10 protein-coding genes and 2 pseudogenes are annotated in these 12000 nt (G+C 73.1%); 11 read left to right on the forward strand and 1 reads right to left on the reverse strand.

Going from position 1 to position 12000, the window contains the following annotated elements; genetic code table 11:
- The first annotated feature begins 3 nt into the window (after positions 1–3).
- Positions 4–1194: an acyl-CoA dehydrogenase family protein gene (locus CTZ28_RS05735; RefSeq protein WP_121888155.1), complete on the forward strand. Its 1191-nt coding sequence runs from the start codon at positions 4–6 to the stop codon at positions 1192–1194.
- A 42-nt stretch (positions 1195–1236) separates the two neighbouring features.
- Here CTZ28_RS05735 and CTZ28_RS05740 read toward each other — a convergent pair whose 3' ends face one another.
- Complete coding sequence (locus CTZ28_RS05740; RefSeq protein WP_121888156.1) at positions 1237–1677, reverse strand: cell division protein SepF; 441 nt, start codon at positions 1675–1677, stop codon at positions 1237–1239.
- 219 nt (positions 1678–1896) lie between these two features.
- Here CTZ28_RS05740 and CTZ28_RS05745 point away from each other — a divergent pair.
- The 10 genes and pseudogenes from CTZ28_RS05745 to CTZ28_RS05785 all read left to right on the forward strand — a co-directional run.
- Positions 1897–2624, forward strand: a pseudogene (locus CTZ28_RS05745) (hypothetical protein); the annotation flags it as partial.
- A gap of 271 nt (positions 2625–2895) precedes the next feature.
- A pseudogene (locus CTZ28_RS48035) lies at positions 2896–3114 on the forward strand (hypothetical protein); the annotation flags it as partial.
- Between the two features lie 595 nt (positions 3115–3709).
- The gene (locus tag CTZ28_RS05750) at positions 3710–3889 is read left to right on the forward strand and encodes a hypothetical protein (protein ID WP_121888157.1); all 180 of its coding nucleotides are present in this window, start codon (positions 3710–3712) and stop codon (positions 3887–3889) included.
- Positions 3886–5643 (forward strand): FAD/NAD(P)-binding protein, encoded by a 1758-nt coding sequence (locus tag CTZ28_RS05755; protein WP_121888158.1) that lies wholly within the window; start codon positions 3886–3888, stop codon positions 5641–5643. The genes CTZ28_RS05750 and CTZ28_RS05755 overlap by 4 nt, the downstream gene beginning before the upstream one ends.
- A 134-nt stretch (positions 5644–5777) precedes the next feature.
- On the forward strand, positions 5778–6776 hold the full coding sequence (locus tag CTZ28_RS05760; protein WP_121888159.1) for an LLM class flavin-dependent oxidoreductase: 999 nt from the start codon (positions 5778–5780) through the stop codon (positions 6774–6776).
- Positions 6773–7732 carry an LLM class flavin-dependent oxidoreductase gene (locus CTZ28_RS05765; protein WP_121888160.1) on the forward strand — a complete coding sequence of 320 codons (960 nt, stop codon included), beginning with the start codon at positions 6773–6775 and terminating at the stop codon, positions 7730–7732. The genes CTZ28_RS05760 and CTZ28_RS05765 overlap by 4 nt, the downstream gene beginning before the upstream one ends.
- Positions 7733–7739: 7 nt before the next feature.
- Positions 7740–8516, forward strand: a complete 777-nt coding sequence (locus CTZ28_RS05770; RefSeq protein ID WP_121888161.1) for a DUF1684 domain-containing protein — start codon at positions 7740–7742, stop codon at positions 8514–8516.
- 313 nt (positions 8517–8829) lie between these two features.
- A complete protein-coding gene (locus tag CTZ28_RS05775; RefSeq protein WP_121888162.1) occupies positions 8830–9735 on the forward strand; it encodes a S1 family peptidase in 906 nt (301 codons plus the stop codon).
- A gap of 146 nt (positions 9736–9881) precedes the next feature.
- Entirely contained in the window at positions 9882–10685 is an 804-nt protein-coding gene (locus CTZ28_RS05780; protein WP_121888163.1) for a slipin family protein, read from the forward strand.
- Between the two features lie 233 nt (positions 10686–10918).
- Entirely contained in the window at positions 10919–11998 is a 1080-nt protein-coding gene (locus CTZ28_RS05785; protein WP_121888164.1) for a S1 family peptidase, read from the forward strand.
- Positions 11999–12000 lie beyond the last annotated feature (2 nt).

The raw sequence follows: 12000 nt of genomic DNA on the forward strand, positions 1-12000 counted from the left end.
TCCATGTCCGCGTCCTCGACGTTGCCCCCGTTCGACCCGGCCGACCCGCTCGGCCTCGACGACCTGCTGGATCCGGAGGACCTGGCCGTCCGCGACACCGTGCGGGCCTGGGCCGCGGACCGCGTCCTGCCGTTCGTCGCCGACTGGTACGAGAGCGGTGAACTCCCCGGCATCCGCGAGCTCGCCCGCGAACTCGGCTCCCTCGGCGCCCTCGGCATGTCCCTCACCGGGTACGGCTGCGCCGGCGCCTCCGCGGTGCAGTACGGCCTCGCCTGTCTCGAACTGGAGGCCGCCGACTCCGGGATCCGCTCGCTCGTCTCCGTGCAGGGCTCCCTCGCCATGTACGCCATCCACCGGTTCGGCAGCGAGGAACAGAAGCGGCACTGGCTGCCCCGCATGGCCTCGGGCGAGGTCATCGGCTGCTTCGGACTCACCGAGCCCGACCACGGCTCCGACCCCGCCTCGATGCGCACCCACGCCAAGCGCGACGGCGGCGACTGGGTGCTGAGCGGCCGCAAGATGTGGATCACCAACGGCTCCGTCGCGGGCGTCGCCGTCGTGTGGGCGCAGACCGACGACGGCATCCGCGGCTTCGCCGTGCCGACCGACGCCCCTGGCTTCGCCGCTCCGGAGATCAGGCATAAATGGTCGCTGCGCGCCAGCGTCACCAGCGAACTGGTGCTGGACGACGTACGGCTGCCCGCCGACGCCGTACTGCCCGGGGTGGCCGGCCTGCGCGGCCCGCTGAGCTGCCTCTCGCACGCCCGGTACGGCATCGTCTGGGGCGCGATGGGCGCCGCGCGCAGCTGTTTCGAGACCGCTGTCGACTACGCGAAGTCACGGGAGCAGTTCGGGCGGCCGATCGGGGGCTTCCAGCTCACCCAGGCCAAACTCGCCGACATGGCGGTGGAACTGCACAAGGGGATCCTGCTCGCCCACCATCTGGGGCGGCGGATGGACGCCGGCCGGCTGCGCCCCGAACAGGTCAGCTTCGGCAAGCTCAACAACGTACGGGAGGCCATCGAGATCTGCCGTACCGCACGGACCGTCCTCGGTGCCAACGGGATCTCCCTCGAATACCCCGTGATGCGGCACGCGACCAACCTCGAATCGGTGCTCACCTACGAGGGCACCGTCGAGATGCACCAGCTGGTGCTGGGCAAGGCGCTCACCGGACTCGACGCCTTCCGCTGACCCGGCCCGGAGGCCGAGGCAGGGCCGGTGAGCGGCCCTGCCTCAGCTCTGGTTGAAGAAGCCGTCCGAACGGTGCGCGGCCGGCTCGCCGTTGATGATCTCCGTGTCGGCCGGTGTGAGCAGGAAGACGCGGTTGGACACGCGGTCGATGGAGCCGCGCAGGCCGAAGATGAGCCCGGCCGCGAAGTCGACGACGCGCTTGGCGTCGGCGGCCTCCATGGCCGTGAGGTTCATGATGACCGGGACGCCCTCGCGGAACAGCTCGCCGATGGCGCGGGCGTCCCGGAAGCTGTCCGGGGTGACCGTGCCGATCCGGCGGCCCTTCTCCTCGGCGGTGTCCGAGGCCACCTTGACCCGCGGGTCGGTGACCCAGGCATCCCCGGGCTGCTCGGTCCCTTCGGAGTAGTCATCGTCGTAGTAGCGCTCGTCATCGTTGTCGTCGACGAGGCCAAGCCAGGCACTCGCCTTGCGTACCGATCCCATGGACGCCTCCTCTCACAGCGGTCTTTCTTGCTTTCCGCATCCCTATGGTCGTCCATGATGCGGATGGCGCGCCAAGTGGATAGACGCCGCGCGGGGGGTTTGTGACGCTACTGGTGCACAGCGAATACGTCGAGAGCCCGGTCCCCCCAAGGGTTGTGCCACGTACGGCTGCTGACTGTGAGTGAAATATGATTCATCGCGGCGTATGGGTGAGAGGTGGTGCGTCCGGGTGAGCGGAGCGGCCGATCCGGGGCGCCGGCCGGCCGGCAGTTCGCCCGGGTCGTGACGAACTACGACGGGCTGCTGCTCTCGGTTCTGACGGGGGCTCAGGCCGGCCGGGCGGGGACGGGGCGGCGCACGGCGGGGCCCTGCCCGCTGCGCGGGATGCGTACCGCCTCCGTCGCGCAGGGCGAGGGCGCGCGGCTCGCGGCGGCCGTCTCGCCGGTGCTCGCCGCTTCCAAGGTGCGCGACCATGTCGCCGACGGGGACGGGCTGCTGACGCACCGTCCGGTGGCGCTCGCCGCGCGCCGGGTTGCCGCGCACTGGGGCCGGGCGGGCGCCCGCGGCGGCTCGCTGGTCGGCTTCGACACCGCCGTCCTCGTCGACGCCGTCGACCGGCAGGCCGGCATCGAGACCCTGGCGGGACCGGGCACGCCGATCCTGACCGTCACCGAACCGACCGAGACCGCGACCGCCGCCGTGCCGGCCGGCCGGGGAACGCCGCGCCGCTCGCCGAGGCCGGCCGGCTCTTCGGACGGCCCGCGCATCTGCTGGACGCCGTGGAGGACCGGGCGGCCGACGTCGCGTCGGATGCCTGGAACCCGCTCACCGCCACCGGCACCCCGCTCACCGAGGCCCGCCGTCTCGCCGACGACGCGCTGCACGGCATCCGGCTCGCACTGCGCGAGGTGGAGTTCGTCGACGGCGGGCTCGCCCATCTGTTGCTAGGCCGTGTCGTCAAATTCCCTCCCCCAGCCTCCGGCCGGGAGGTGCCCCCAGCCCCGCGACGCCATGCACGCTCCCCCGAGCTCTCCGAGCAGGGGGCACCCCCACTCGCCGCACCGGACACAGGCCCAAGTACGTCCAGTGCGAGGACCCGCGCCCGGCACACCGAGAGCACGCTCCCCCAAGCTCTCGGCTCCGCTCGACCAGGGGGGGACCCCCACGACGCCGCAGGGCCCGCCCTCCGGGCGGACGACGGGAATTTGACGACAGGACCTAACGCACGAGCTGCGGCGCTCGGTGGACCGGGCGTTCGGTACGACCCCCTGCGGGCACCCGCCCGAGGCCGCCTTCGGCCCCCCGCAGGCCCCGCGGGCCCCGCAGCCGCCGAACGGCCCCTACGGACCGCCTGGCGACCCCTCAGGCGGCGAGCTGCCGCGCCGGGACCGGCGGGGCATGCGGGCCGGGTGCGCGGCGGCCCTCGGGCTGTTCTGCTGAGCGCTCCGCTGGGGATGCCGTGATGTGCCGTCGGTCGGCTGCGGCACCGTCGTGGCTGGTCGCGCAGTTCCCCGCGCCCCTTCGGGGCGCTGTCGAACCGTAGTGGGCTTCACCGGGCCTGCTCAGTCCTTCGACTACGGCGCGGAAAGACGGGTGTTCGTATCGGGCAGCGGGCTCCTGCGGACGGAAGAGTGCTGGGCGCGAGGGGAGCGCGTGTGAAGGCGTGAGGAGAAAAGCGCGGGCGCAGGCGGAAAGGTGCGCGGAACGCAAGGGGAGAACGCGCGGGACACCCGCCGGCGGGCGGGCGCGCAGTGGGTCAGCTCAACAGGAGGAGGACCACACGCGACCGAAGTCGATGTGGGAGCGGGTGACCAGCCACTGCTGTGGACGCATGCGCCAAGTGGAACAGGTCCCCGGTGCCGCGTCAACCGGCCTGAGACGTGCCGCTCACAGTGTGGACACCCTTGACAGCGAGGGGAAACGCCCACGTACTCTCGTCGGACGGCTCTGCTGAGGGGCTCGGCCGTAGGCGCCGCGAGGCGCTCCGTGTGAAGACGCCCACCGTGTCCCCGCTATGTCACGGAGCCTTCGCATGTCATCCGACCCCCTCGCCAAAGTCCTCGTCCTGCTATGCCCGATCACCGGACCGACCCTGCACGAGGCCGCCTACGCCGCCGAGGTGGCGCGCGGCACCATGGTCACCTCCGTATTCGGTATTGGCCGGCACTATGTGGAGCGGCACTACGCGCGCGGTTCGGAGGCCCGCCGATGAGGCGCCGGCTGGTGATCGTCGGGGCCGGACCGCGGGGGACCGGTCTGCTGGAGCGCATCGCCGCCAACGCCCCGGAGCTGTACGCCGGTCAGGGCCTCGACATCCATCTCGTCGACCCCTGCCCGCCGGGCGCCGGACGCATCTGGCGCGCGGCGCAGTCCCCGCTGCTGTGGATGAACTCGCACGCCGAGGACGTCACCATGTTCACCGACGAGACGGTGCGGATGGCCGGCCCGGTGCGGGAGGGCCCCACCTTGCACGAATGGGCGGGGCTCGACGGCCGGACCTTCGCCGACCGGCAGCTCCAGGGCCGGTATCTGCGCTGGGTGTACGACCGGGCCGTCGCCGACCTGCCCGCGGACGTGGTCGTCCACCACCACCCCCGGCGCGCCCTGCGGATCAGCGGCCCGCGCGACGGGCGCCAGCAGGTGTGGCTGGAGGGCCGCCCGCGCCCGCTCTCCGCCGACGCCGTCATCCTCGCCCTCGGCCATCTGGATGCCGAACTCGACTCCGAACAGGCCAAGTTGGCGGCGTACGCGGACACCCACGGGCTGCTTCACCTGCCGCCCGACTTCACCGCCGACACCGATCTGTCCCCGATCGAGGCCGGCGAACCCGTCCTGGTCCGGGGCTTCGGCCTGGCCTTCGTCGACCTGATGGTGCTGCTCACCGAGGGCCGCGGCGGACGGTACGAGGGCGACGCGTACCTGCCGTCGGGGCGGGAACCGGTGCTGTACGTCGGCTCGCGGCGCGGCGTGCCGTACCACTCCAAGATCGGCTACGACTGGACCGGCGAACGCCCCCCGCTGCCCCGCTTCTTCGGGCCCGCCGAGGTCGACGCGCTGCTCGCCCGGCCGGCGGGCTTCGACTTCCGGCGGGACGTATGGCCGCTGGTGGCGAAGGAACTGGGCTTTGCCCACTACCACCGGCTGTTCACCGACCATCCCGAGCGGACGGCCGTCGCCTACGCCGACTTCGAGGAGAAGTACGCGGCCGCCCGGACCCGCGACGAGATCCGTGCGCTGGTCGCCGGCGCCGTACCCGACCCCGCCGACCGGCTCGACCTCGCCGCGCTCGACCGCCCCCTCGACGGGGTGCGGCACGCCTCGCACGAGGAGTTCCAGGACGGGCTGCGCGCCTACGTCGAGGCCGATCTGAGCCGCCGTCACGATCCGCGACACAGCCCGGACCTGGCGGTGTTCCTCGCGCTGCTGTCCGTCTACGGGCAGTTGATCCGGCTCGGCGGCGTCGGCCCCTGGTGGCACGGCTTCTTCAGCTACCTCGCCTCCGGGCCGCCCGGACCCCGGCTGCGGCAGCTGCTCGCGCTGTCCCGGGCGGGCGTGGTCAAGTTCGTCGGCGCCGACATGACCGTGACCGCCGAGGACGGGGTGTTCCGGGCCGCCTCCGCCACCGTGCCCGGCTTCCGCGTCGAGGCGCGCGCCCTGGTGGAGGCCCGGCTGCCCGAACCCACCGTCGGGCGCGCCCGCGACGGCCTGCTGCGCGCGCTGCACGCCGACGGCGCCGCCGAGACCCCCGACGGGCTGCTGCGGGTGGACCCCGCCGACGGACGGATCCTCGACGGCGCCGGCCGGCCGCATCCCCGCCGGTTCGCGCTCGGCCCCTACACCGACGGCCGCACCCCCGGCGCCTTCACCCGGCCGCGCACCGGCGGACCGGCGTTCCGGCAGAACGACGCCACCGCCCGCGCGGCCCTCGTCCTGCTGCGCGAGGCGGCCTGTCGCACCGCCGCCTGAGCCGCCCCGTCCACCCCACCGTCACCAAGGGATTCACACGATGAGCGTCATGGCCGGCATCAGGCCCGTGCACAAGAACTTCGGACAGCTCGTGCTGTGAGGCCGCCGGCCCGGCACAGAAAGGTCTGCCTCCCATGACCCGATCGTCCGGCCGGGGGCTGCTGCACCTGGCCGCCGCCGTCGACCAGCCGGGGGCGTACGACGCCGCCGCGTACACCGAGCCGGCGCGGCTCGCCGAGCGCGGCGGGCTGGACTTCGTGACGCTCGGGGACGGTCTCGCGCGCCCCGGGCCCGACGCGCTCACCGTCCTCGCCCGGGTGGCGCCGGAGACCCGGCGCGTCGGACTGGTGCCCACGGTGACCACCACGCACACCGAGCCGTCCCATGTCCAGGCGGCCGTCGCCACCCTCGACTGGATCAGCCGGGGCCGGGCCGGCTGGCGGCTCGACGCCCCGGCCACCGAGAGCGCGGCGCGCCTCTCCGGCCGCCGTGGCGCCCGGGACGGGCGGCACCCCGTCGACCGCACGGGCTCGGGCTTCCCGGTCCGGGGCACCTCGACCGGGCCGCGCCCGCCCCAGGGGCACCCCGTGCGCGTGGTCGACGCCACCGAGGGGCCCGCCCGGTCCACGGCGGCCCGGTACGCGGACGTGGCGCTGGTCCGGGCGCCGGGGTGTGCCCAGGCGGCCGCCGCGCGCGAGGAACTCCGGTCGGCCGCGGCCCGGTTCGGACGGGACCCGGAGACGCTGCGGGTGCTGGCGAGCCTCGTCGTCGACCTCGGCGGCGGCGAGGCCACGGCGGAGCCCGGCTGGGGGTTCCCGCTGCCGGGCCGGGGGCGCGGGCCCGGGCGACGCGGCGGGACCCGGCAGGGCGTGCAGGGGCCGCCGCTGTACCGCGGGGGTCCCGTCGACCTGGCCGAGCTGATCGCCGCCTGGCACGGGGAGGGCGCCGTGGACGGCTTCCACCTGGTCCCCGCCGAGCCGCGCCGCGACCTGGAGCGGCTGGTCAACGGCACCGTGGTGCTGCTCCAGCACCGCGGTCTGTTCCGCACCTTCTACCCGGGCGGCACACTGCGGGAGCACCTGGGTCTGGCCCGGCCCGCCCACCGGTACGCGCCCGCCGGGGACGGGTCATGACCGCGCGCGGGCCCGCCGGGAGGCAGATGCACCTCGCCGCGCTGGCCCCCTGCGGGCCCCGTGCGGACGGGTCCGCCCCGGACGGGACACCGTGGCGCGCGTTCTCCTCCTACGAGCGGTTCGCCCGCACCGCCGAACGCGGGCTGTTCGACTTCCTCCTCCTCGCCGGCGGGCGGCTCCCGCGCGAGCACGAGGGCCGGATCCCCGACGCGGACGCGAGGGGGCCCGAGCCGGTCACCGTGCTCGGTGCGCTCGCCGCGGTGACCGAGCGGCTGGGGCTCGCCGCCACGGTCGACACGGCCTTCGGCGAACCGGACGGACTCGCCCGGCGGCTGGCCACGCTGGACCACCTCAGCGGCGGCCGGGCGGCGTGGCAGGTGGTGACCTCGGCGGACGCCGTCACCGACGGGAACGTCCGTCGCGCCGCAGCACAGTTCACGGTGCCGCGCTCGCCGCAGGGGCACCCGGTGCTGATCGCGGCGGGCGATGCGGACGAGGACCGGGAGTCCGCCGCGGCCCGGGCCGATGTCGTCTGCTGCGACCGGGGGTTCGGAGTCCGGCCGGCGGCGGGCCGTGCCTTCTCCGCGGATGTGAAGCGCCGCCTGGAGAAGTACGGCCGGGCGCCGGACGACCTGAAAGTCATGCCCGTTGTCGCTGTCGTCCTCGGCGACACCGCGGCCGAGGCCCGGGAGCGGGCCGCCGAACTGAAGGAGGCGGGCGAACGCCCGTGCTTCGTCGGCACCCCCGAGGCGGTCGCCGCCGAACTCGACGCGTGGGTACGGCAGGACGCCGCGGACGGCTTCGTCCTCGTACCGCACACCGGGCCCGGCGGGCTCGACGAGTTCGTGGACCGGGTGGTGCCGCTGCTCCAGGAGCGCGGCGCGTTCCGCACGGAATACCGGGGTGCCACGCTCCGCTCACACCTGGGGCTTTCGGCCCCGGCACGGAAGGACTGACGACGCCATGACGACGGACCCGAACGACGACTGGAAGCGCTGGCACGAGCGGCGCACGGAGACGGTGGCGGCCCCCTACGGGCCGCTCGCGCTGGTCGGCACGCACTGGATCGAGGACCATCCGGAGGGGCGACTTCCGGACATTCCCGGGAAGTGGGTGGTGGACGGCGCCGGTGTCGTGCTAGCCGCCACCGAGAGCGACGGGCTGGCCCTGGACGGGCGGCCGTTCGCCGGTGCGGTCGGGCTCGGCGCCGACGCCGAACCGGCGGCCCGCGTCACGCTCGGCGAGCGCCGGCTCGTGGTGCTGGTCCGCGAGGGGATCTGGGGTGTGCGGGACTACGACCCGGACGCCGCGCCGCGCCGCGCCTTCCGGGGCATCGACGCCACGCCGTACGATCCCCGCTGGTCGGTGCCCGGCCGCTACACCCCGTACGAGGCGGCGCGCACCGTGCGGGTCGGCACCGCGGACGGGGTCGAACGCGGCCTCGGCCTCGCCGGTGAACTCGTCTTCACCGTGGCCGGACAGGAGCGGACGCTCCAGGTCGCGCGGCGGGCCGACGGGCGGCTGTGGGCGGTGTTCGCCGACGCCACCAGCGGGGACGGCAGCTTCCGGTTCCGCTTCCTGTACCCGGCGGCGCCCGACGCCGAGGGCCGTACGACGGTCGACTTCAACCGCGCCCAACTGCCGCCGTGCGCCTTCGCCGACCACTTCATATGCCCCTTCCCGCCGCCGGGGAACACACTGGGCGTCGCGATCGAGGCGGGGGAGCGGAACCTGGCCTGAAGGTGGGCGGAACCGGTCTGAAGGGGGGGTGGAGCCTGGCCCGATGGCCGGCGGAATCCGGCCTGCGGGGGAGTGGAACCCGGTCCGAAAACGGGGCGGTGCGGGCAAGAGCGGGCCAACAACTCGCAAAGCGCGTTCAAAGGGTGACGGCTGAAAGGCACCCTTGCGCCGACCGGCCGTTCGGCCGAATACTCCCCCTCAGCGTTTGTCAGGGACACGTCGTGACTGGGATCCGGTCGTTCGTGCCCCTGGCTGCGCCTCACGGGCCCCGACCCCACGCGGGCCCCCGACTTCCCCTGGGAGGGAACGAAACGTGAGGATCAAGCGCACCACCCCGCGCAGCGGTATCGCGAGACGGACTCGGCTGATCGCCCTTGCCTCCGGATTCGTGGCCGCGGCAGCGCTCGCAGCCCCCACCGCCAGCGCGAGCGACGTACCGACGTTCAGCACCAACCAGCTCAGCACGGCGAGCAACTCCGTCCTCAAGGCCGACATACCCGGCACGGCCTGGGCGGTCGACAGCAAGACCAACCGTGTCGTCGTCACCGTCGACAGCACCGTCTCCCAGGCCGAGATCGCCAAGATCAAGGAGCAGGCGGGAGCCACCTCGGGTGCCCTGACCATCAAGCGCACCCCGGGCACGTTCAACAAGCTGATCTCCGGCGGCGACGCCATCTATGCGAGTAGCTGGCGCTGCTCGCTCGGCTTCAACGTCCAGGACAACAGCGGCAACTACTACTTCCTGACCGCCGGTCACTGCACCGACGGCGCGGGTACCTGGTGGTCGAACTCCGGGCACACCACCACGCTGGGCACCACGGCCGGCTCGTCGTTCCCCGGCAACGACTACGGCATCGTGCGCTACACGAACAGCTCGGTCGCCAAGTCGGGCACCGTCGGCAGCGTGGACATCACCAGTGCGGCCACGCCGTCCGTCGGCACCACCGTCTACCGCCGCGGCTCCACCACCGGCACCCACAGCGGCCAGGTCACCGGGCTCAACGCGACGGTCAACTACGGCGGCGGAGACATCGTCAGCGGTCTCATCCAGACCACGGTCTGCGCCGAGCCCGGCGACTCCGGCGGCCCGCTGTACTCCAACAGCGGCATCGCCTACGGTCTGACCTCCGGCGGCAGCGGCAACTGCTCCTCCGGCGGCACGACCTTCTTCCAGCCGGTCACCGAGGCCCTGAGCGCCTACGGGGTCCACGTCTTCTGACGTCCGCCCGCGCGACGGCCTTCGCGGCATCGGCCCCCGCACGCAACCGGCGTGCGGGGGCTCCCTTTTGGCCGCCCACCGGAGTTACCTTCGAAGGACGGGGGTGCTCTCCCGGACACTCCCACTTCGGACCCCTGGGGGCCGGCATGGTCGAGGAGTTGGCGGCGGCGGGGGCGGCCCTCGTGGCCGCCGGAGCGGTGTACGTGATGGCGGCGGCGCGGATCGTCAAACAGTACGAGCGCGGTGTGGTGTTCCGGCTCGGCCGGCTCCGCCCGGAGGTACGCGGACCGGGATTCACCCTGGTCGTCCCGTTCGTGGACAAGCTGCGCAAGGTGAACATGCAGATCGTCACGATGCCCGTGCCCGCCCAGGAGGGCATCACCCGCGACAATGTGACCGTGCGGGTCGACGCCGTCGTCTACTTCCAGGTGACCTCGCCGGCCGACGCGGTCGTCCGGGTCGAGGACTACCGGTTCGCGGTCTCGCAGATGGCGCAGACCTCCCTGCGGTCCATCATCGGCAAGAGCGACCTCGACGATCTGCTGTCCAACCGGGAAAAGCTCAACCAGGGCCTGGAGTTGATGATCGACAGCCCGGCCGTGGAGTGGGGGGTCGGCATCGACCGGGTCGAGATCAAGGACGTGTCCCTGCCCGAGACCATGAAGCGGTCCATGGCCCGGCAGGCCGAGGCGGACCGCGAACGCCGGGCCCGGGTCATCAACGCGGACGCGGAACTCCAGGCGTCTAAGAAGCTGGCGGAGGCCGCCCAGCAGATGGCCGAGACCCCCGCCGCGCTGCAACTGCGGCTGCTGCAGACGGTGGTGGCGGTGGCCGCCGAGAAGAACTCCACGTTGGTGCTGCCCTTCCCGGTGGAACTGCTCCGCTTCCTGGAGAGGGCGCAGCAGCAACTGCCCCAGACGCCGGGAGGGTCGGATTCCGGCCAGGGCTGAGGGTCACTGTCCGCCGAGCAGTTACTCGCACGTAGTGTTTGCAGTGCGAATCTCCTGCGGTGACGGTGCATGGTCAAAATGGCGGGGGCGCGCGAGACCGCCGTACGCGCGTCCTGAAGTCGACCTTGTGTGCTCCCTGTGGGCCTCGGAATAGTAGGCGCCCGTCAACCAGCCTTCCGGCCCGTGCGATCCCCACTATCGTTCCGGGCCATCCCCCCACAGGAGGACGTGAGTTGAAGCACCGACGCATACCCAGGCGGCGGGTCGCCGTGGCGGGCGCGGGAATCGCCGCGCTGGTCGCAGCGGGTGTCACCTTCCAGACTGCGAACGCCGGCGAGCCGGCGGAGGCCGCCGCGCCCCAGCTCCTGTCGGCCCCGGCGGCCGGAAAGCTCGCCTCCACGCTCGTGCGTGACCTCGGCGGCGACAGCGCGGGCAGCTACTACGACGCGCAGGCGCAGCACCTCGTGGTCAATGTGCTCGACGAGAGCGCGGTCCGGGCCGTCGAGGCGGCCGGCGCCGAGGCCAGAGTCGTCGCCAACTCCCTCGCCGAACTCGACGGCGCCCGTGCGACGCTGAAGCGGGACGCGACCGTTCCCGGTACCTCGTGGGCGGTCGACCCGGTCGGCAACAGGGTCGTCGTCACCGCCGACCGGACCGTCTCGGAGGCCGCCTGGGCCAAGCTCGCCGAGGTGGTCGACGGGCTCGGTGGCACGGCCGAACTCCAGCGCTCGGAGGGGGAGTTCAAGCCCTTCGTCGCGGGCGGCGACGCCATCACCGGCTCGGGCGGGCGCTGCTCGCTCGGCTTCAACGTGGTCAAGGGCGGGGAGCCGTACTTCCTGACCGCCGGGCACTGCACCGAGGCCATCTCCACCTGGTCGGACTCGTCCGGCACCGTGATCGGCCAGAACGATCAGTCCAGCTTCCCGGGCGACGACTACGGGCTGGTGAAGTACACCGCGGACGTCGACCATCCGAGCGAGGTCGACCTCTACGACGGATCCGCCCAGCAGATCACCGGCGCGGTCGAGGCCACCGTGGGCATGAGCGTGACCCGCAGCGGCTCGACCACCCAGGTGCACTCCGGCACGGTGACCGGTCTGAACGCCACCGTGAACTACCAGGAGGGCACGGTCAGCGGTCTCATCCGGACCGATGTGTGCGCCGAGCCCGGTGACAGCGGCGGCTCGCTGTTCTCCGGGAGCGACGCGATCGGGCTCACCTCCGGCGGCAGCGGCGACTGCGCCTCCGGCGGTGTGACCTTCTTCCAGCCGGTCACGGAGGCGCTCTCGGCGACCGGCGCCGAGATCGGCTGAGC

Source organism: Streptomyces shenzhenensis (assembly GCF_003688995.1).
In the GTDB taxonomy this organism is placed as follows: Bacteria; Actinomycetota; Actinomycetes; order Streptomycetales; family Streptomycetaceae; genus Streptomyces; species Streptomyces shenzhenensis_A.

Bases quoted from the DNA above. Each gene is read 5' to 3' on its own strand.
- CTZ28_RS05760 (WP_121888159.1), top strand. From the start codon at position 5,778: ATGACCCGATCGTCCGGCCGGGGGCTGCTGCACCTGGCCGCCGCCGTC.
- CTZ28_RS05755 (WP_121888158.1), top strand. From the start codon at position 3,886: ATGAGGCGCCGGCTGGTGATCGTCGGGGCCGGACCGCGGGGGACCGGT.
- CTZ28_RS05735 (WP_121888155.1), top strand. From the start codon at position 4: ATGTCCGCGTCCTCGACGTTGCCCCCGTTCGACCCGGCCGACCCGCTC.
- CTZ28_RS05765 (WP_121888160.1), top strand. From the start codon at position 6,773: ATGACCGCGCGCGGGCCCGCCGGGAGGCAGATGCACCTCGCCGCGCTG.
- CTZ28_RS05770 (WP_121888161.1), top strand. From the start codon at position 7,740: ATGACGACGGACCCGAACGACGACTGGAAGCGCTGGCACGAGCGGCGC.
- CTZ28_RS05740 (WP_121888156.1), bottom strand. From the start codon at position 1,677: ATGGGATCGGTACGCAAGGCGAGTGCCTGGCTTGGCCTCGTCGACGAC.
- CTZ28_RS05780 (WP_121888163.1), top strand. From the start codon at position 9,882: ATGGTCGAGGAGTTGGCGGCGGCGGGGGCGGCCCTCGTGGCCGCCGGA.
- CTZ28_RS05750 (WP_121888157.1), top strand. From the start codon at position 3,710: ATGTCATCCGACCCCCTCGCCAAAGTCCTCGTCCTGCTATGCCCGATC.